Annotated in this window: 19 protein-coding genes; 15 read left to right on the plus strand and 4 right to left on the minus strand. The window is 63.5% G+C overall.

The genetic code is table 11. The features are described 5' to 3' along the window. Positions 1–23: 23 nt before the first annotated feature. The 8 genes from BTN82_RS05095 to BTN82_RS05130 all read left to right on the plus strand — a co-directional run bounded on the left by BTN82_RS05095 (position 24) and on the right by BTN82_RS05130 (position 7,866). Positions 24–1,025: a diguanylate cyclase domain-containing protein gene (locus tag BTN82_RS05095; protein WP_075118070.1), complete on the plus strand. Its 1,002-nt coding sequence runs from the start codon at positions 24–26 to the stop codon at positions 1,023–1,025. A 108-nt stretch (positions 1,026–1,133) separates the two neighbouring features. After that, positions 1,134–2,229, plus strand: a protein-coding gene (gene prfB / locus BTN82_RS05100; protein WP_148169458.1) for a peptide chain release factor 2 whose coding sequence is annotated in 2 segments (ribosomal slippage) — positions 1,134–1,205 and positions 1,207–2,229 — 1,095 coding nt in all. Because the reading frame shifts where the segments join, the coding sequence is not laid out codon by codon here. Positions 2,230–2,339: 110 nt separating this feature from the next. Continuing rightward, positions 2,340–3,839 (plus strand): lysine--tRNA ligase, encoded by a 1,500-nt coding sequence (gene lysS, locus BTN82_RS05105; RefSeq protein WP_075118071.1) that lies wholly within the window; start codon positions 2,340–2,342, stop codon positions 3,837–3,839. Positions 3,840–3,940: 101 nt separating this feature from the next. Continuing rightward, positions 3,941–4,657, plus strand: coding sequence for a TetR/AcrR family transcriptional regulator (locus BTN82_RS05110; RefSeq protein WP_075118072.1), 717 nt, complete (start codon positions 3,941–3,943; stop codon positions 4,655–4,657). A 59-nt stretch (positions 4,658–4,716) separates the two neighbouring features. Further along, positions 4,717–5,262 (plus strand): hypothetical protein, encoded by a 546-nt coding sequence (locus tag BTN82_RS05115; protein ID WP_075118073.1) that lies wholly within the window; start codon positions 4,717–4,719, stop codon positions 5,260–5,262. 32 nt (positions 5,263–5,294) lie between these two features. After that, a complete protein-coding gene (locus tag BTN82_RS05120) occupies positions 5,295–6,572 on the plus strand; it encodes a flavohemoglobin expression-modulating QEGLA motif protein (protein WP_075118074.1) in 1,278 nt (425 codons plus the stop codon). A 53-nt stretch (positions 6,573–6,625) separates the two neighbouring features. Further along, entirely contained in the window at positions 6,626–7,543 is a 918-nt protein-coding gene (locus BTN82_RS05125) for an alpha/beta hydrolase (RefSeq protein ID WP_075118075.1), read from the plus strand. Further along, complete coding sequence (locus BTN82_RS05130) at positions 7,540–7,866, plus strand: hypothetical protein (RefSeq protein WP_075118076.1); 327 nt, start codon at positions 7,540–7,542, stop codon at positions 7,864–7,866. Before BTN82_RS05125 ends, BTN82_RS05130 begins: the two co-directional genes overlap by 4 nt. A 71-nt stretch (positions 7,867–7,937) precedes the next feature. Here BTN82_RS05130 and BTN82_RS05135 read toward each other — a convergent pair whose 3' ends face one another. The 3 genes from BTN82_RS05135 to BTN82_RS05145 form a co-directional block, all read right to left on the minus strand. After that, the gene (locus tag BTN82_RS05135) at positions 7,938–8,726 is read right to left on the minus strand and encodes an OmpA family protein (protein WP_075118077.1); all 789 of its coding nucleotides are present in this window, start codon (positions 8,724–8,726) and stop codon (positions 7,938–7,940) included. 54 nt (positions 8,727–8,780) lie between these two features. Next, a complete protein-coding gene (locus BTN82_RS05140; RefSeq protein ID WP_009047182.1) occupies positions 8,781–9,194 on the minus strand; it encodes a DUF4398 domain-containing protein in 414 nt (137 codons plus the stop codon). Positions 9,195–9,478: 284 nt separating this feature from the next. Then, positions 9,479–9,823: a pilin assembly protein gene (locus BTN82_RS05145; protein WP_075118078.1), complete on the minus strand. Its 345-nt coding sequence runs from the start codon at positions 9,821–9,823 to the stop codon at positions 9,479–9,481. 264 nt (positions 9,824–10,087) lie between these two features. Between BTN82_RS05145 and ppc the strand changes: the two genes are divergently transcribed. The 6 genes from ppc (at position 10,088) to BTN82_RS05175 (ending at position 16,635) form a co-directional block, all read left to right on the plus strand. Then, positions 10,088–12,718, plus strand: coding sequence for a phosphoenolpyruvate carboxylase (gene ppc / locus BTN82_RS05150; RefSeq protein ID WP_075118079.1), 2,631 nt, complete (start codon positions 10,088–10,090; stop codon positions 12,716–12,718). Positions 12,719–13,007: 289 nt separating this feature from the next. Next, positions 13,008–13,655: an adenylate kinase gene (adk, locus tag BTN82_RS05155; protein ID WP_075118080.1), complete on the plus strand. Its 648-nt coding sequence runs from the start codon at positions 13,008–13,010 to the stop codon at positions 13,653–13,655. Between the two features lie 98 nt (positions 13,656–13,753). Further along, positions 13,754–14,428 carry a tRNA (adenosine(37)-N6)-threonylcarbamoyltransferase complex dimerization subunit type 1 TsaB gene (gene tsaB, locus BTN82_RS05160; protein WP_075118081.1) on the plus strand — a complete coding sequence of 225 codons (675 nt, stop codon included), beginning with the start codon at positions 13,754–13,756 and terminating at the stop codon, positions 14,426–14,428. A gap of 184 nt (positions 14,429–14,612) precedes the next feature. Further along, a complete protein-coding gene (locus tag BTN82_RS05165) occupies positions 14,613–14,915 on the plus strand; it encodes a hypothetical protein (protein ID WP_075118082.1) in 303 nt (100 codons plus the stop codon). Further along, entirely contained in the window at positions 14,915–15,775 is an 861-nt protein-coding gene (locus tag BTN82_RS05170) for a DUF72 domain-containing protein (RefSeq protein ID WP_075118083.1), read from the plus strand. The genes BTN82_RS05165 and BTN82_RS05170 overlap by 1 nt, the downstream gene beginning before the upstream one ends. 32 nt (positions 15,776–15,807) lie before the next feature. Further along, a complete protein-coding gene (locus BTN82_RS05175) occupies positions 15,808–16,635 on the plus strand; it encodes an oxaloacetate decarboxylase (RefSeq protein ID WP_075118084.1) in 828 nt (275 codons plus the stop codon). Between the two features lie 29 nt (positions 16,636–16,664). On the opposite strand, the gene BTN82_RS05180 is transcribed toward BTN82_RS05175, so the two are convergent. Further along, positions 16,665–17,285 carry an energy transducer TonB gene (locus BTN82_RS05180; protein ID WP_075118085.1) on the minus strand — a complete coding sequence of 207 codons (621 nt, stop codon included), beginning with the start codon at positions 17,283–17,285 and terminating at the stop codon, positions 16,665–16,667. Between the two features lie 94 nt (positions 17,286–17,379). Between BTN82_RS05180 and BTN82_RS05185 the strand changes: the two genes are divergently transcribed. Continuing rightward, positions 17,380–18,162, plus strand: a complete 783-nt coding sequence (locus BTN82_RS05185) for a class I SAM-dependent methyltransferase (RefSeq protein ID WP_075118086.1) — start codon at positions 17,380–17,382, stop codon at positions 18,160–18,162. Positions 18,163–18,209: the final 47 nt, after the last annotated feature.

The raw sequence follows: 18,209 nt of genomic DNA on the forward strand, positions 1-18,209 counted from the left end.
GGTAGCAACTCAGGTGACAACCCATGAATGATTTACAGCTCGACGATTTCAAGACCGATGAAAATGCTGCGATGGTGCTACTGGTCGACGACCAGGCAATGATCGGCGAGGCTGTGCGGCGTGGGTTGGCGAATGAAGAAAACATCGACTTCCATTTTTGCGCCGACCCTCACCAGGCCATTGCCCAGGCGATCCGCATCAAGCCGACGGTGATCCTACAAGACCTGGTGATGCCGGGGCTGGACGGGTTGACGCTGGTGCGTGAGTACCGCAACCACCCGGCGACCCAGAACATCCCGATCATCGTGCTTTCGACCAAGGAAGACCCGCTGATCAAGAGCGCGGCCTTTGCCGCCGGGGCCAACGACTATCTGGTCAAGCTACCGGACAACATCGAGCTGGTGGCGCGTATCCGCTACCACTCGCGTTCCTATATGACCCTGTTGCAGCGGGATGCGGCCTACCGCGCGCTACGCGTCAGCCAGCAGCAATTGCTCGACACCAACCTGGTGCTGCAACGCCTGATGAACTCCGATGGCCTGACCGGATTGTCCAACCGCCGGCACTTCGACGAGTACCTGGAGCTGGAGTGGCGCCGGGCAATGCGCGACCAGACCCAGCTGTCGCTGTTGATGATCGATGTCGACTACTTCAAGTCGTACAACGACAACTTCGGCCACCTGGAGGGCGATGAAGCCTTGCGCAAGGTGGCGACGGCGATCCGCGATGCCAGCAGCCGACCGTCGGACTTGCCAGCACGGTATGGCGGGGAGGAGTTCGCCCTGGTATTACCGAACACCTCGCCTGGCGGCGCGCGGCTGGTGGCCGAGAAACTGCGCCAGACCGTCGCCGCGCTGAAAATCCCGCACATTGCGCCGACCGAAGACGCCAGCCTGACCATCAGCATCGGTCTCTCGACCATGACGCCGCAGCCGAGCACCAGCTACCGGCAATTGATCTCGGCGGCCGACAAGGGCCTGTATCTGGCCAAGCACAATGGCCGCAACCAGGTGGGAATAGAGTGAAAAAAACCGCTGTCGCAGGGGCCTAAAGCCGCCAGGCGGGCTGCCGCGCCAGCGTGATTACGTTATACTCGCCGGCTTTCAAAAGTTCGCCAACGAGTGCTGCCTGCCATGGAAATCAACCCGATCCTTAACACTATCAAGGACCTGTCCGAGCGCTCCGAAACTATTCGGGGGTATCTTTGACTACGATCAAAAGCATGAGCGTCTGACTGAAGTCAATCGCGAGCTTGAAGATCCGAACGTCTGGAACAAACCCGAATACGCCCAGGAACTGGGCCGCGAGCGGTCTGCGCTGGCGCAGATCGTCGAGACCCTGGACGAGCTGTCCGGTGGCCTGGCCGATTGCCGCGACCTGCTGGAGATGGCCGTCGAAGAAAACGACGAAGGCGCGGTAGGCGACGTGGTCGCCGAGCTGGCCCGTCTCGACGAGGCCCTGGCCAAGCTGGAATTCCGTCGCATGTTCAGCGGCGAGATGGACATGAACAACGCTTACCTGGACATCCAGGCCGGCTCCGGCGGCACCGAAGCCCAGGACTGGGCCAACATCCTGCTGCGCATGTACCTGCGCTGGGCCAGCAAGCGCGGCTTCGACGCCACCATCATGGAACTGTCCGAAGGCGAGGTCGCCGGCATCAAGGGCGCCACCGTGCACATCAAGGGCGAGTACGCCTTTGGCTGGCTGCGTACCGAGATCGGCGTGCACCGCCTGGTGCGCAAGAGCCCGTTCGACTCCGGCGCCCGTCGCCACACCTCGTTCTCCGCGGTATTCGTTTCGCCGGAAATCGACGACAAGGTGGAAATCGAAATCAACCCGGCAGACTTGCGGATCGACACCTATCGTTCCTCGGGTGCCGGCGGTCAGCACGTAAACACCACCGACTCGGCCGTACGTATCACCCACGTACCGACCAACACTGTGGTCAGCTGCCAGAACGAACGTTCCCAGCACGCCAACAAGGACACCGCCATGAAAATGCTGCGGGCCAAGTTGTACGAGCAGGAGATGCAGAAACGCAACGCTGCTTCCCAGGCGCTGGAAGACACCAAGTCCGACATCGGCTGGGGTCACCAGATCCGTTCGTACGTGCTCGATGCTTCGCGGATCAAGGATCTGCGTACCAACATCGAACGCAGCGACTGTGACAAGGTGCTCGACGGCGATATCGACGAATACCTGGTGGCCAGCCTGAAGTCCGGGCTCTAAGCCGCGACACCCATGCCGCGGGCGCGGCGCGCTTCTGTAGGAGCGAGGCTGGCCCGCGATCCCCGGCCCAAGGCCGGGGGCAACGAACCTGTGATGGAAATTTTAAAGACATGAGCGACCTACAACTCGACCAGGCCCTGCAACAGGAAGAAAACACCCTGATCGCCCTGCGCAAGGAAAAGCTTGCCGCCGAGCGCGCCAAGGGCAATGCCTTCCCCAACGACTTCCGCCGCGACAACTACTGCAATGACCTGCAGAAGCAGTACGCGGACAAGACCAAGGAAGAGCTGGCCGAGGCTGCAATCCCGGTCAAGGTTGCCGGTCGCATCATGCTCAACCGTGGTTCGTTCATGGTGATCCAGGACATGACCGGGCGCATCCAGGTCTACGTCAACCGCAAGACCCTGTCCGAAGAAACCCTGGCCGCGGTGAAAACCTGGGACATGGGCGACATCATCGCCGCGGAAGGTACCCTGGCCCGTTCCGGCAAGGGCGACCTGTACGTCGAGATGACCCAGGTGCGCCTGCTGACCAAGTCGCTGCGCCCGCTGCCGGACAAGCACCACGGCCTGACCGACACCGAGCAGCGCTATCGCCAGCGCTATGTCGACCTGATCGTCAACGAAGACGTGCGCCAGACTTTCCGCGTGCGTTCGCAAGTCATCGCCCACATCCGCAGCTTCCTGATGCAACGCGACTTCCTGGAAGTGGAAACGCCGATGCTGCAGACCATTCCCGGCGGCGCGGCGGCCAAACCGTTCGAGACTCACCACAACGCCCTGGACATGGAAATGTTCCTGCGCATCGCGCCGGAGCTGTACCTCAAGCGCCTGGTGGTCGGTGGTTTCGAGAAAGTCTTCGAAATCAACCGCAACTTCCGGAACGAAGGCGTTTCGACCCGCCACAACCCTGAATTCACCATGTTGGAGTTCTACCAGGCCTACGCCGACTACGAAGACAACATGGACCTGACCGAAGAACTGTTCCGCGAGCTGGCGCAGTTGGTCCTGGGCAGCACCGACGTGCCGTACGGCGACAAGGTGTTCCACTTCGGCGAGCCGTTCGCCCGCCTGTCAGTGTTCGACTCGATCCTCAAGTACAACCCCGAGCTGACTGCCGATGATCTGAACGACATCGATAAGGCCCGCGCCATCGCCAAGAAGGCCGGGGCCAAAGTGCTCGGTTTCGAAGGCCTGGGCAAACTGCAGGTGATGATTTTCGAGGAACTGGTCGAGCACAAGCTGGAACAGCCGCACTTCATTACCCAGTACCCGTTCGAGGTGTCGCCGCTGGCCCGTCGCAACGACGAGAACCCTAACGTGACCGACCGTTTCGAGCTGTTCATCGGCGGCCGCGAAATCGCCAACGCCTACTCCGAGTTGAATGACGCGGAAGACCAGGCCGAGCGTTTCATGGCCCAGGTGGCCGACAAGGACGCCGGTGACGACGAAGCCATGCATTACGATGCCGACTTCGTTCGCGCCCTGGAGTACGGCATGCCGCCGACGGCTGGCGAAGGTATCGGTATCGACCGTCTGGTGATGCTGCTGACCAACTCCCCGTCGATCCGCGACGTGATCCTGTTCCCGCACATGCGGCCGCAAGCGTAACGCTGTTGAACAAGAAGCCGCCGCTAACAGGCGGCTTTTTATTGTCTGTGTGGCACTGACGTACTGCTTTTTTCATTTTTTATGTGAGAGGAATACCTGTCGTGAACCGTGCAATTGCTCAAGAAGGTGCAGCTGGCATCGCCACTGCGGTCGCTGAAAGTGTTCAGTACCAGGGCCGCAAGGCCAGCCGACAGGGCAGTGAGCAACGTCGCCAGGATATTCTCGACGCGGCCATGCGTATTGTCGTGCGCGACGGCGTGCGTGCCGTGCGCCATCGTGCGGTAGCCGCCGAGGCCGGGGTGCCGCTGTCGGCCACCACCTACTACTTCAAGGATATCGATGACCTGCTCACCGATACCTTCGCCCAATACGTGGAGCGCAGCGCCGCTTTCATGGCCAAGCTCTGGGCCAACAACGAAGGCCTGCTGCGGGAAATGGTCGCCTATGGCGACGGCAGCCCGGACTCCCGCGCGCAACTGGCCGATGACATCGCCCGCCTGACCGCCGACTACGTGCAACGGCAATTGCATAACCGCCGCGAGCACCTGATGGCTGAACAGGCGTTTCGCCAGGAAGCCCTGCTCAATCCGCGCCTGGCGCTGCTGGTGCGTTCCCACCAGCAGATCTTGCTGCACGGCACTTGCCAGTTTTTCCAGGTCCTGGGTTCGCGCGAGCCGCAACAGGATGCCAAAGTGTTGACGGCTATAATCGGACGGATGGAATATCAGGGCCTGCTCAACGGCGCAGAGCCCCAGGCCGAGGAAGACATGCTGGGAATCCTCACCCGGTACATGCACCTGGTACTGGATTCGGTGTGATGCGGTCCCTGTAGCAGGCCGGTGTGGCCTGCCATCGATTGGCGCGAAGGGAGTGTCGAATGAAAGCCTGGCGTGTCGTGATCGCCTTGTCGTTCCTGCTGCTCAGCGGTTGCCTGGTGTCCTTCAAGGACCCTTTGCCGGCCGATCAGGCGGCGCCCGCGGCGTTGCTGGGCAAATGGACCAGCAAGGATGCCTGGGGCGAACCGTTGACCTTGCAGTTGAGCCGTATCGGCGACAACCGCTACAAGGCCGTCACGTCCGCCAAGGGCAAACCGCAGCAGCACGACACCTACGAGTTCACCGTGTCCCGTCATGGCAGCCGCTGGTACCTCTCGGCGGCGGTGCCGCAGGCGCTTGGCGGGCACTTCACCATCGCCGGTTTCGAGTTGACCGACAAGCACGAACTGGTGCTCTACCAGCTCGATCTCGAGCAGATCAATCAGGCCCGCGGACAGAACGTCCTGCAGGGCCAGCTGTTCGATACCAAGGACGGCGAAGGCGTGCTGATCGACAGCCCGCTGCCACAGGTCTTTGCCTATCTGGACGATCCCGCCAACTCCGACGTGTTCGTCGAGGCGGCGCGCTTCCAGCGCTCAGGCAAGTAAACGCGGTACAGACGTTTTAACAGGAGTTTGGGGTGGACGATTACCAGCAGACGATACGCACCTTGTCCGATCGCATTGTGCTGGCGCAAACGCCGATCCGGGTACTGGATGCGGTGAAGTGGGATGAGAACATCCGCAAAGGTTTCCTCAAGGCCAAGGGCAAGGAAATGCCGGCGGTGGACCGTGCTTACTATGCCGGCCGGCCGCTGTCTTTCGACTCCAGCGCGGTGAAGCTGGAGTTCCAGAACATCGAGCGCGACATCACCCGGCAACTGGGCCAGTTCAATCCGGTCGGGCAGATCATGCGCCGCATGTGCAAGGAATACCGCATGGTGGTGCGGATGCTCGAGGCTCGGGGCACCGAGGATTTCGGGCTGATTTCCCAGGAACTCTACGGCGCCGCCTCCGACGCTTTCCATGCCGGCGACCCGACCCTGGCCGACCTCGGTCTGATGCTTTCCGATTACCTGAACAACATCGACGGCCGCGGCGACCTCAAGGACGAACCCAAGACCCTGAGCGCCAAGGACGCCGTCAACCTGCTGCAAAGCCGGCTGAACAAGGTCTTCGGCGAAGCCGAGGAAACCATCCGGGTCTTCGAGTCCGACGGTATCGTCGCCGACGCTGCGGCCGGCGCCGACTACATCAAGATCCGCGCCGACGCGCTGTTCAACGATCGCGATGTGCGCGCCCTGGAAGTCCACGAGGGCCTGGTGCACGTGGGCACCACGCTGAACGGCCTGAACCAGCCGATCTGCACCTTCCTGTCCAAGGGCCCGCCCTCGTCGACCGTGACCCAGGAAGGCCTGGCGATCCTGATGGAAATCATCACCTTCGCCTCCTACCCGAGCCGCCTGCGCAAACTGACCAACCGCACCCGCGCCATTCACATGGTGGAGGAGGGCGCGGATTTCCTGCAGGTGTTCGAGTTCTTCCGCGAGCAGGGTTTCGAAATGGCTGAAAGCTACGGCAACGCCAGCCGGGTGTTCCGCGGTTCGGTGCCGACCGGCCTGCCATTCACCAAAGACTTGTCCTACCTCAAGGGCTTCATCATGGTTTACAACTACATTCAGTTGGCCGTGCGCAAGGGCAAGCTCGAACAGGTGCCGTTGCTGTTCTGCGGCAAGACCACCCTGGAAGACATGCGTACCCTGCGCCAGCTGGTGGACGAAGGCCTGGTGGTGCCGCCCAAGTACCTGCCCGACCAGTTCCGCGACATGAATGCGCTGTCGGCCTGGATGTGTTTCTCCAACTTCCTCAACCACCTGAGCCTGGACCGGATCGAGGCGGATTACTCGAACATCCTGTAATCACCTCCATAAATGGGGTCGTTTTTTCACCCTCTGCATAAGGCTTCGAACGGATGAGACTCCTCGGCATTGCCTGCCTGCTACTGACCCTGAGCGGTTGCAGCTCGCTGCTGTTCTATCCGGAGCGCGGCTTGCCGTTCACCCCGGACAAGGCCGGGCTCGACTATCGCGACGTTACCTTGAGCGCCGCCGACGGCACCCGCTTGCACGCCTGGTGGCTGCCGGCGAAGGCCGGGGTGGCGGTCAAGGGCACGGTGCTGCACCTGCACGGCAACGGCGGCAACCTGTCGGGGCATCTGGGTGGTAGTTGGTGGTTGCCGGAGCAGGGCTACCAGGTGCTGCTGGTGGATTACCGCGGTTACGGGGTGTCACAGGGCGAACCGAGCCTGCCGGCGATCTACCAGGATCTCGACGCGGCGTTCCAGTGGCTGGACCGCGCGCCCGAGGTCCAGGGCAAGCCGCTGATCGTCCTCGGCCAGAGCCTGGGTGGTGCCCTGGCCATCCACTATCTGGTGGAGCAGCATCCGGAGCGCCAGCGCCAGCTCAAGGCCATTGTCTTCGACGGAGTGCCGGCCAGTTACCGCGACGTGGGCCGTTTCGCCCTGAGCACGTCCTGGCTGACCTGGCCGTTCCAGGTGCCGCTGTCCTGGCTGGTGCCGGACGGCGACAGTGCGATCAACGCCATGGCGCGCCTCGACGGCGTGCCCAAGCTGATCTACCACAGCATCGACGATTCGCTCGTGCCGCTTTCCAACGGCATCCGCCTGTATCAAGCTGCGCCGCCGCCCAGGGTCCTGCAATTGACCCGCGGCGGGCATGTGCAGACCTTCGCCGACCCGGTCTGGCGCCAGGTCATGCTGCGTTATCTTGACGACCCACAGCATTTCAACGGATTGCGCCGCCTGGGCGAAATCCCGAATTACCCCGCACCCTCGAACCCAGAGATTGAACCTCCAGAGAGTCCGCAATGAGTGAAGAACGTAACGCCATCCCCCTGATCCTCACCGGTATCGGCAGCATCATCGGCACCGTGGCGTGCCTGTGGTACTACGGCTACCTGCATTTCGCCAAGCCGGAAGATGCGTTGTTGCTCAGCGACTTCACCATGCTCAAGACCGTGCCCGGCGAAGACTACAAGGTCTCGCTGGAGCCGGCGGCGCAAGTGGCGCAGTGCGTCGATGGCGTGCTGGTGCTGTTCGACACCGAGCAGAAAGGGCTGACTGGCGTGTTGGTCAACAACAAGAAGCGCGCCGTGCGCTGCATGGGCCAGGAAACCCCGCAGCTGGAGCAGTGACCCACGGCGATCCGCCGGCCGGATAAAAAAAGCCCCGCCGATAATGGCGGGGCTTTTTTATTGCGCCGGGCTTAGTTGGCGCTGATCGCCGAACGTGGCGCGACCGGCTGGTTGTCGTTAGAAATGGTGACTTCCACGCGACGGTTCATGGCGCGACCGGACACGCTGCCGTTGTCGGCAACCGGGTATTCCTTGCCGTAGCCCTGGGCGACGATGCGGGCCGGATCGACCCCCATCTTGATCAGGGCGACTTGCACCGACGTGGCGCGACGCTCCGACAGCGACTGGTTATAGGCCGCGGCGCCGGTGCTGTCGGTGTAGCCCTCGACTATCACCTTGCGATCGGGGTTGTCGCGCAGGAACTGCGCCAGCTTGTTGATGTTGACCAGGCCGCTGGATTTCAGGTCGGCCTTGTTGGTGGCGAACAGCACATCGCCGAAGGTCACCAGCGTGCCGCGGTCGGTCTGCTTGGCGTTGAGGCTCGATTGCAGTTGCTTGATCTGCGCGTCGCGAGCGTCGAGGAGCGCCTTGGCGCGCTGGTCGCCGGCGTCCTTGAGCTGGGTTTCGGCGGTGCGCAGGGCAATGGTCTGCTTGGCCACTTCAATCCGCTGGTTGGTCAGGTAGGCCAGCTGGTCGACCTTTTTCTCGTTGTCCTTGTTCAGGTAGGCCTTGTCGGCCTTGTCCAGCCATTCGCTGGCGTCCTTGGTTTCCAGCGCCGCCACCTTGGTGGCTTGCGGGTTGGCCTGCAGCGCGGAGAAGTTGGTCCGGGCATTTTCCAGGTTCGCGTTCGGCGGGGTGGAGCATGCCGCCAGCGCCACGCTCATGGCCAACAGGGCAGGGATCATCAGTTGTTTACGCATAATGGTTTCGTCCTTTCAATCGATTGCGGATACGTGGGAATCGGCGCCAGCGGCTCATTGCACGCTGCGCATGCCTTCCTGACGTAGTTCCTGGACCCCTTTCTGAGAGTCTTTCAGGGCCTGCTCGGCCTTGGCGGCCTGGGCCTTGCGCTCGGCGACGCGGGCGTCCCATTCGGCCTGTTCGGCCAGGCGCCGGGCTTCGTCGTAGTTCTTGTCGTGCATGGCCAGTTCGGCTTGCTTGAGTTTGTCCTGCGCCGATTTCATCTCCACGGCGGCGAACTCGGTACCGCCGGCACTGACTGCGCTGTTGACCGCAGATTGCGTCACCGCGTATTGCTCGCTTGGCGGATTGCCGGCGCAGCCGGCCAGCACCAGGCTGCTACCGAGTGCCAACGCGGCCAGTTTCAGCCCGCGCAGAGGGGTGGACGAGGATTTGGCAGTGCTGATCTTCATGGTCTTCAACTCCATTGGATAACTCCTGAAAACATCAAAATCCATCCTGGTTCCGCTGCCGTAACGCTGAGTGACGACAGTGTGGAGAACGCTGAATTGAAACGGCCGTTCCAGTGATGGTTACTGGCTGTGACCTGAAGCTTTTTTGAATAGTTCAGAAAAGATGGCCTATCGCCCGATCATTTTTCGACTGTGCGGCGAAGGCTCTAAACCGGGAACTTTCGCCGCGCGCAGGGGTATTCCCGACCCATTTCGGAGTCGGGAATAACGGTTTTATCGACGCTGGCGGCGGGAGTGGATCAGTGTTTCTGCTCGTCTGCCTGAGCCGAAAGATCGTGCAGATAACGCCGCGAAAGGGCGAGGAAACGCGGGGTAGGGCCGATGTCTTCGTAGAGCGGGTCGCCTTCTTCGTCGGTGGCGACCACATGCTGGCCCTGGATGTAAGGGAAGCTGGTCTCGAGTTCTTCCAGGGCGGCCCCGATCAGTTCGCCGAGCAGTTCTTCGGCATGGCGCTTGGGGTACATCTCGGCAATCGCCGCCAGGCGCGCGGCGGCTTCGACATCCAGATGAATCGTGTAGCCGGTCTTGGTCAGGCGACCCTTGGCGTTTTCTTCCCAGTGTTGCGCGAGCTCACGGATTTTCATGGCGACCTCAATGAACACCTGCTCGTGGCAGGGCGTGGTGAGTGACCGGCGCGTGCCGGCGCTAAGCCGTTGTGCGGCTTACCCTTGAGACTAGCTCCATCGCCCGGGGTTTACAGGCGCTTCGTCGTGCCTCGAGCCGTCCAGGAAAAGCCCGCGGCGCTCTGGCCTGACGCTTGCCGCGAACACCGCGCTTGCTAAGCGTTGGGCGCTGGCGGCACTCTTGGGGCTTGCTGGAAGCCCTCGAGTCCGCTGGAGAACAGGTAGATGACCGATATTGATGCGCGCTTGCGCGAAGATGTTCACCTGCTGGGTGAGCTGTTGGGCAACACCATTCGTGAACAGTATGGCGAGGGTTTCCTCGACAAGATCGAACAGATCCGCAAGGGCGCCAAGGCCGATCGGCGCGGCTCGCTGGATGCCGAACTGAGCGCCAGCCTCAACCAGCTCAGCGAGGACGAACTGCTGCCGGTGGCGCGGGCGTTCAACCAGTTCCTCAACCTGGCCAACATCGCCGAGCAATACCAGCTGATCCATCGTCGCGAGGCGTCGCAGCCGGCGCCGTTCGAGTCGCGGGTGCTGCCGGAACTGCTGGCGCGCCTGCGGGCCGAAGGCCATGGCGCCGAAGCCTTGGCCCGGCAGCTGGGGCGGTTGGAGATCGAGCTGGTACTGACCGCGCACCCCACGGAAGTCGCGCGCCGCACGCTGATCCAGAAATACGACGCCATCGCCGCGCAACTGGCCGCCCAGGACCATCGCGACCTGACCCCGGCCGAGCGCGCGCAGATCCACGCACGCTTGCAGCGCCTGATCGCCGAAGCCTGGCACACCGAAGAGATCCGTCGCACCCGTCCGACGCCGGTGGACGAAGCCAAGTGGGGCTTCGCGGTGATCGAACACTCGCTGTGGCAAGCCATTCCCAACTACCTGCGCAAGGCCGACCAGGCGTTGCATGCGGCCACCGGCATGCATTTGCCCCTGGAGGCGGCGCCGATCCGCTTCGCTTCGTGGATGGGCGGCGACCGCGACGGCAACCCTAATGTCACTGCGGCCGTGACCCGCGAGGTGCTGTTGCTGGCGCGCTGGATGGCGGCCGACCTGTACCTGCGCGACGTCGATCAGCTGGCGGCCGATCTGTCCATGCAACAGGCCAGCGCCGCGCTGCGGGAATTGGCGGGCGACAGCGCCGAGCCCTATCGCGCGGTCCTCAAGCAACTGCGCGAACGCTTGCGCGCTACCCGCAACTGGGCCCAGGCCTCCTTGAATGGCACCTTGCCGGCGCCGGCGCTGGTGTTGCAGAACAACCGCGAGCTGCTGGAACCGCTGGAACTCTGCTATCAGTCCCTGCACGAGTGCGGCATGGGCGTGATCGCCGATGGCCCGCTGCTCGACTGCCTGCGCCGCGCGGTGACCTTCGGCTTGTTCCTGGTGCGTCTGGACGTGCGTCAGGACTCCACGCGGCATACCGCGGCCATGACCGAAATCACCGACTACCTGGGCCTGGGCCGTTATGGCGACTGGAGCGAGAAAGAGCGCATCGACTTCCTGATGCGCGAACTGGGCAGCCGCCGTCCGCTGCTGCCGGGCCATTTCAAACCGTCGGCCGATACCGCCGAAGTCCTGGCGACCTGCCGGGAAGTCGCCGCGGCCCCGGCGGCTTCGCTGGGTTCCTATGTGATCTCCATGGCCGGTGCGGCTTCCGATGTGCTGGCCGTGCAGCTGCTGCTCAAGGAAGCGGGCGTACTGCGGCCGATGCGTGTGGTGCCGCTGTTCGAGACCCTCGCCGACCTGGACAACGCCGGCCCGGTGATCGAGCAATTGCTGCTCCTGCCGGGGTATCGCTCGCGCTTGCAGGGCCCGCAGGAAGTGATGATCGGCTATTCCGACTCGGCCAAGGATGCCGGCACCACCGCCGCCGCCTGGGCCCAGTACCGGGCCCAGGAACGGCTGGTGGAGATCTGCCGCGAGCAGCAGGTCGAGCTGCTGTTGTTCCACGGTCGCGGCGGTACCGTGGGGCGCGGCGGCGGTCCGGCCCATGCGGCGATCCTGTCGCAGCCGCCAGGGTCGGTGGCGGGGCGCTTCCGTACCACCGAGCAAGGGGAAATGATTCGATTCAAATTCGGCCTGCCGGACATCGCCGAGCAGAACCTCAACCTCTATCTGGCCGCGGTGCTGGAAGCCACCCTGTTGCCGCCGCCCCTGCCGCAGCCGGCCTGGCGCGACCTGATGGACGAGTTGGCCGACGACGGGGTGAAGGCTTATCGCGCGGTGGTGCGGGAGAATCCGCAGTTCGTCGAGTACTTCCGCCAGTCCACTCCGGAGCAGGAGCTGGGACGCCTGCCCCTGGGCAGCCGCCCGGCCAAGCGCCGCGCGGGCGGTATCGAAAGCCTGCGGGCCATTCCGTGGATCTTCGGCTGGACCCAGACGCGGCTGATGCTGCCGGCCTGGCTGGGATGGGAGACCGCGTTGAGCCGGGCGCTGGAGCGCGGGGAGGGTGAGTTGCTGGGGCAGATGCGCGAACAGTGGCCGTTTTTCCGCACGCGCATCGACATGCTGGAGATGGTGTTGGCCAAGGCCGACGCGGACATCGCCCGCTCCTACGACGAGCGCCTGGTCGAGCCGGCGCTGCTGCCATTGGGCGCGCATTTACGCGACTTATTGTCGCAGGCGTGTTCGGTGGTCCTGGGGCTGACCGGGCAGTCGCAGTTGCTGGCACATAGCCCAGACACCCTGGAGTTCATTCGCCTGCGCAATACCTACCTGGACCCGCTGCATCTATTGCAGGCCGAATTGCTGGCCCGCTCGCGACGCCAGGAGGCGGCCCAGGACAGCCCGGTGGAGCAGGCGCTGCTGGTGTCTGTGGCGGGGATCGCCGCCGGATTGCGCAATACCGGCTGAGGTATTCGCCGGGGTTTTCAGCGGCTTGGCGCGGTGCGGGGAGCGTCGGCCCGAAAGGGCTGGCGACCGTCGCCAGGCGACACTTTGTTACGGGGTTGCGACGAGCGATACCCGCTCACCAGGGCATAAAGGTGGCGGGTTCCTCCGACTTTCGGCTGCTTGTGTGCGCTGTGTCGGCTGTGTATCTTGATCAGCCTTTGGCCGTTTGGGCGGCCACTTTCCCATTTCCGAGATTGGCCCCACGAGGCGAATCCGAGCGTTTCTAAATAAAAAATTGAGGAGCACATCGATGCGCGTAATTCTGCTGGGAGCTCCCGGGGCCGGTAAAGGTACTCAGGCAAAGTTCATCACCGAAAAATTCGGCATTCCGCAAATCTCCACTGGCGACATGCTGCGCGCAGCGGTCAAGGCTGGCACCGAGCTGGGCCTGAAAGCCAAGAGCGTGATGGACGCCGGTGGCCTGGTCTCCGATGACCTGATCATCAACCTGGTCAAGGAACGCATCAGCCAGGCCGATTGCGCCAAGGGTTTCCTGTTCGACGGTTTCCCGCGCACCATTCCTCAGGCCGAAGCGCTGGTCAAAGCCGGCGTCGAGCTGGACCACGTGGTCGAGATCGCCGTCGACGACGAAGAAATCGTCCAGCGTATCGCCGGTCGCCGTGTGCATGAGGCCTCCGGCCGCATTTACCACACCGTTTACAACCCACCGAAAATCGCCGGTAAAGACGACATCACCGGCGAAGACCTGATCCAGCGTAAAGACGACACCGAAGAAACCGTGCGTCATCGCCTGTCGGTCTACCACTCCCAGACCAAGCCGCTGGTGGCGTTCTACCAGAACCTGGCCACCAGCCAGGGCAAGCCGAAGTACAGCCATATCGCAGGCGTCGGCTCGGTCGAGTCGATCACCGGCAAGGTGCTCGAAGCACTGAGCTGATCAGTCGCCTCGGCTTCATCTTCAACGGCCCGCTTGCGGGCCGTTGCTGTTTATAATGCGTCACTTTTTTCAACTCCCTCTGCCTTATGGAAACCTCGATGAGCACCTTGCTGGCCCTGGACACCGCGACTGAAGCCTGCTCCGTTGCCTTGCTGCACGACGGCAAGGTGACGAGCCATTACGAGGTGATTCCGCGCCTGCATGCGCAGAAACTGTTGCCGATGATCCAGCAACTGCTGGCCGATGCCGGCACCAGCCTGCAGGCTGTCGATGCCATCGCCTTCGGTCGCGGCCCAGGAGCCTTTACCGGCGTGCGGATCGCCATTGGCGTGGTGCAGGGCCTGGCCTTTGCCCTGGAGCGGCCGGTGCTGCCAGTGTCGAACCTGGCCGTGCTGGCCCAGCGGGCATTGCGCGAGCAGGGCGCGACCCAGGTGGCGGCCGCCATCGACGCGCGGATGGATGAGGTGTATTGGGGCTGCTACCGCGAAGTGGCAGGCGAGATGCGCCTGGCGGGAGCCGAGGCGGTGTTGCCGCCGGAGGCTGCCGCGTTGCCGGCCGACGCCAGCGGCGACTGGTTCGGCGCGGGCACCGGTTGGGGCTACGCCGAGCGTATCGGCGTCCAGCCCTGCGGCCAGGACGCGGGCATGCTGCCCCACGCCGAAGACTTGCTGGCCCTGGCGCGCTTCGCCTGGGAGCGCGGCGAGGCGATCCCGGCGGACGAGGCGCAACCGGTGTACCTGCGGGACAAGGTCGCGACGCCCAAGGCCCGCTGACCGCCCGTCAAAAAGTTGTCTGCCCGGCGGAGTGGGGTCGTCAGCGTGCCAATCGTCAGGTTTTCATGGCAGTTTCCGGGCATTTCTAAACCTTATGCGTATTCTGTGTTCTAGTTATCACTCGGCATTTGCTTAGTCGGTCAGGTGCCGCTAAATTGCCATCATTGATACCAGGCATATATGTATGCGTATAGACGGCGTTTCCTCACAGTCTTATCCCATCAAGCGCAAGCCTCGCAAAGGCAACGTGCTGCTGGACGACTCCGTCGAGGACATGGACGCCGTCGAAGTCCAACCCGAGCCCCCTGCCCAGACGCGTTCCCAGGCCTCTGCCGGACGCACTGGCAATCTCCCCGCCCGTCCGCAGGACATGATCTTCCAGCGCGCCATGAAGCGCAGCGTGGCCAATGCCCTGGCCAGCTACCTGACCACCGCCGGCTTCGTCGATTGGGATATGGAAGTGGTGGGTCTCGACCTGCACATCTGATGCTGCTGCCTTATTACCTCGGTTGTCCTTCCTGGAGCGAAAACGCCTGGCGCGAGTACCTGTACCCGGAAAGCGCGCGGCCGACGGATTTTCTCGGCCTGTACTGCCAGGTCTTCAACGCCGTGGAAGGCAATACCACCTTCTACGCGCGCCCCGCGCAAGCGACCGTGGAGCGTTGGGCACACACCATGCCCGAGCACTTTCGCTTCACGGCCAAGTTTCCCGGCGACATCAGCCATGGCGGCGACCTGCGCGAGCAACTGGGCGCGGCCGAGAGCTTCCTGCAACTGCTCAGCCCGCTGGGCGAACGGGTTTCGCCGCTGTGGTTGCAACTGCCCGCGTCCTTCACCCCACAACGTCTGGCCGAGCTGGCGGGTTTTATCAATGCCCTGGAGCGGCCCTTGGCGGTGGAAGTCCGGCATCGGGACTTCTTCGCCAAGGGCGATGCCGAGCGCATGCTCAATCGCCTGCTGCTGGACCGCGGCGTGGAACGTATCTGCCTCGATCCGCGCGCCTTGTTCAGTTGCGTTTCCAGCGAGCCCCCGGTGCTCCATGCGCAATCGAAGAAACCCAAGGTGCCACCGCGCCCGGCCGCGTTCACCCAGTTTCCCCAGGTGCGTTTTATCGGCCATCCCGAACTTGAGGCCAACGACCCGTTCCTGGTGCCCTGGATCGACAAGATCGCCGGCTGGATCGAGGAAGGGCGCACCCCCTATATCTTCCTGCATACCGCCGACAACCGCCTGGCCGCCGAGCTGGCGCGGCGTTTTCATGCGCGCCTGATGCAGCGCCTGCCTGGATTGCCGGCCCTGCCTGAGCTATACAGAGAGCCCGCGGCGGAGCAGCTCGGCTTGCTCTGAGGCGCGACACTTTCCCTGCCCAGGAGTCGCCAATGGATGCGCAAACCCTTCGTGCCCACACCTTCAAGGCCCTGCATGAGCGTGATCGGGCGTTCGTGATTCCCAACCCCTGGGATGCGGGTTCCGCCAAGATGCTCGCGAGCCTGGGCTTCGAGGCCCTGGCCACCACCAGCGCCGGTTTCGCCTTTTCCCTGGGACGCCCCGACGCCGAGGGTGCCTTGTCGCTGGACGACACCCTGGGCAACGTGCGCGCCATAGTCGGCGCCAGCCGCTTGCCGGTGGCCGTGGACCTGGAGAACGGTTTCTCCGACAGCCCCGAAGGCTGCGCCAGGACCCTGCGGCAAGCGGCGGCCTGCGGAGCGGTGGGCGGTTCGATCGAGGACGCCAGCGGTCGGGCCGACGATCCGATCTATGATTTCGCCCTGGCGGTCGAGCGGATCGAGGCGTCGGTCGCCGCGGTGCGGCAATTGCCTTTTCCCTTTGTCCTCACGGCGCGGGCGGAGAACCTGCTGCATGGTCGCCAGGACCTGGCCGATACCATTCGCCGCCTGCAGGCCTATGCCGAGGCCGGTGCCGATGTGCTGTATGCGCCTGGGCTGCGTTCGGCCGAGGAAATCGCCGCGGTGGTTCGTGCGGTGGCGCCCAAACCGGTCAATGTGCTGATGTCGGGCGGCCTGGATTTGACGCTGGCGCAACTGAGCCAGCTGGGCGTGAAGCGCATCAGCGTTGGATCGGCCCTGGCGCGGGCGGCCTACGGCGCCTTCTATCGGGCGGCGGAAGAGATTCGCGACCACGGCAGCTTCGGCTTCGCCGAGCATGCCTTGCCGTTCGGGCAGATCAATCGGATGTTCAAGGATTGAGCGGTGCAGGAAGCTGACGGCTGCTGGGCTTAAGCGGCGATTCGCAGGTTCTGCAGGATCAGCGGGCGGGCCCAGCCGGTATCGAAGTCGAACTGTTTCTGTTGCTCGGCGAGTTCTTCCGGCGGGAAGGGCGGGAAGGGTTTGTCCAGCAACTCGGTCTCGAATTCGGCGATTGGCAGGTGCAGCGGTCGCGGCTGTGGCGCCGGGCCTGGCTCAGGTACCGGCTGGCCGGCATTGAGGACGATAGGACGGACCCAGCCGCTTTCGAAGTCTTGCTGGCGTTGCTGGGTGACGATTTCTTCCGGCGGGAAGGGCGGGAATGGTTTGTCCAGCAGCTCGGTCTCGAACTCGGCGATTGGCAGGAACAGCGGCTCCGGCGGGCGGATCTCGGTGTCCTGGACATCGCAATGGCGCTGGCTGACGATTTGCGCCAGCAAGTCACTACCGCCATGGGGTTCGGTCGGGCCGTCCACGGCCACGGCGGCGGTCTGATCCGAGAGAGAGTCGCCATCGCCGCGTTGCTCGGCCAGCGCCTGGGCAAAAAAATCCTGCCACAGGTGGCTAACGCCGCTCAGTGCCTGGGAGTTTTTGAGGCCGTAATCGCCGTGGGGCGATATGACGCCAATGGATAGGCTTTGAATGTCTGACATTTCTCTCGGGTCGACGCTCGGCTCTGGCAAAATGCCGGATAGTTCTTTTATCGGCCGTTTTTGCCGATCATTAATTTTTCGAGCGTGTTTTCAGATGAGTGAGCAACCAGCGGCCTGCCGCATCAAAGTCGAGGCCTTGGCCGAGGCGTTCCAGGCACAGGCCGTGCACTGGGCGGAGCGTCTCGGGCTGCCGCTGCAGATCGACGAAGCAGAGTTCGCCTTGCAGGTCGGCGAGCAGGGTCTGCAGTTGCAGCAACTGGGGGCGGATGCACCTGGGCCGGTGCGCGTGGATTTCGTCGAAGGCGGCGCGGCGCACCGGCGGCTGTATGGCGGCGGCAACGGGCAGATGATCGCCAAGGCGGTCGGCATCGCCCAGGGCGTGCGTCCGCGGGTGCTGGATGCCACGGCGGGGCTGGGCAAGGATGGGTTCGTCCTGGCCAGCCTCGGCTGCGAGATGAGCCTGGTCGAGCGCCAGCCCTTGATCGCGGCTTTGCTCGAAGACGGCCTGGCCCGGGCGGGCGAGGATTTCGAGGTGGCGCCGATCGTGGCGCGCATGCATCTGCTCAAGGGCAATTCGATCGAGGTGATGCGTCATTGGGAAGGCGAGCCGCCCCAGGTGATCTACCTGGACCCGATGTTCCCGCACCGGGAAAAGACCGCGCTGGTGAAGAAGGAGATGCGCCTGTTCCGGCCGCTGGTCGGTGACGATCCGGATGCACCGGCGCTGCTGGCGGCGGCCCTGGCCCTGGCCAGCCACCGGGTGGTGGTCAAGCGCCCGCGCAAGGCGCCGTGCATCGACGGGCCCAAGCCCAGCCATGCGCTGGACGGCAAGTCCAGCCGTTACGACATCTACCCGAAGAAGGCGCTCAAGGCCTGATGTGATCGCGAGCCAGCTCGCTCCTGCAGACGCCACAAACCTGTAGG

It is taken from the genome of Pseudomonas chlororaphis (assembly GCF_001921865.1).
GTDB classification, from domain to species: domain Bacteria; phylum Pseudomonadota; class Gammaproteobacteria; order Pseudomonadales; family Pseudomonadaceae; genus Aquipseudomonas; species Aquipseudomonas chlororaphis_D.

Excerpts from the sequence above, each read along its gene's own strand:
- lysS (WP_075118071.1), top strand. The coding sequence starts at position 2,340 with ATGAGCGACCTACAACTCGACCAGGCCCTGCAACAGGAAGAAAACACC.
- BTN82_RS05140 (WP_009047182.1), bottom strand. The coding sequence starts at position 9,194 with ATGGAGTTGAAGACCATGAAGATCAGCACTGCCAAATCCTCGTCCACC.
- BTN82_RS05180 (WP_075118085.1), bottom strand. The coding sequence starts at position 17,285 with ATGTCAGACATTCAAAGCCTATCCATTGGCGTCATATCGCCCCACGGC.
- BTN82_RS05145 (WP_075118078.1), bottom strand. The coding sequence starts at position 9,823 with ATGAAAATCCGTGAGCTCGCGCAACACTGGGAAGAAAACGCCAAGGGT.
- BTN82_RS05185 (WP_075118086.1), top strand. The coding sequence starts at position 17,380 with ATGAGTGAGCAACCAGCGGCCTGCCGCATCAAAGTCGAGGCCTTGGCC.
- BTN82_RS05125 (WP_075118075.1), top strand. The coding sequence starts at position 6,626 with ATGAGACTCCTCGGCATTGCCTGCCTGCTACTGACCCTGAGCGGTTGC.
- BTN82_RS05165 (WP_075118082.1), top strand. The coding sequence starts at position 14,613 with ATGCGTATAGACGGCGTTTCCTCACAGTCTTATCCCATCAAGCGCAAG.
- BTN82_RS05130 (WP_075118076.1), top strand. The coding sequence starts at position 7,540 with ATGAGTGAAGAACGTAACGCCATCCCCCTGATCCTCACCGGTATCGGC.
- BTN82_RS05175 (WP_075118084.1), top strand. The coding sequence starts at position 15,808 with ATGGATGCGCAAACCCTTCGTGCCCACACCTTCAAGGCCCTGCATGAG.
- ppc (WP_075118079.1), top strand. The coding sequence starts at position 10,088 with ATGACCGATATTGATGCGCGCTTGCGCGAAGATGTTCACCTGCTGGGT.
- BTN82_RS05135 (WP_075118077.1), bottom strand. The coding sequence starts at position 8,726 with ATGCGTAAACAACTGATGATCCCTGCCCTGTTGGCCATGAGCGTGGCG.
- tsaB (WP_075118081.1), top strand. The coding sequence starts at position 13,754 with ATGAGCACCTTGCTGGCCCTGGACACCGCGACTGAAGCCTGCTCCGTT.
- BTN82_RS05095 (WP_075118070.1), top strand. The coding sequence starts at position 24 with ATGAATGATTTACAGCTCGACGATTTCAAGACCGATGAAAATGCTGCG.
- BTN82_RS05115 (WP_075118073.1), top strand. The coding sequence starts at position 4,717 with ATGAAAGCCTGGCGTGTCGTGATCGCCTTGTCGTTCCTGCTGCTCAGC.
- BTN82_RS05170 (WP_075118083.1), top strand. The coding sequence starts at position 14,915 with ATGCTGCTGCCTTATTACCTCGGTTGTCCTTCCTGGAGCGAAAACGCC.
- adk (WP_075118080.1), top strand. The coding sequence starts at position 13,008 with ATGCGCGTAATTCTGCTGGGAGCTCCCGGGGCCGGTAAAGGTACTCAG.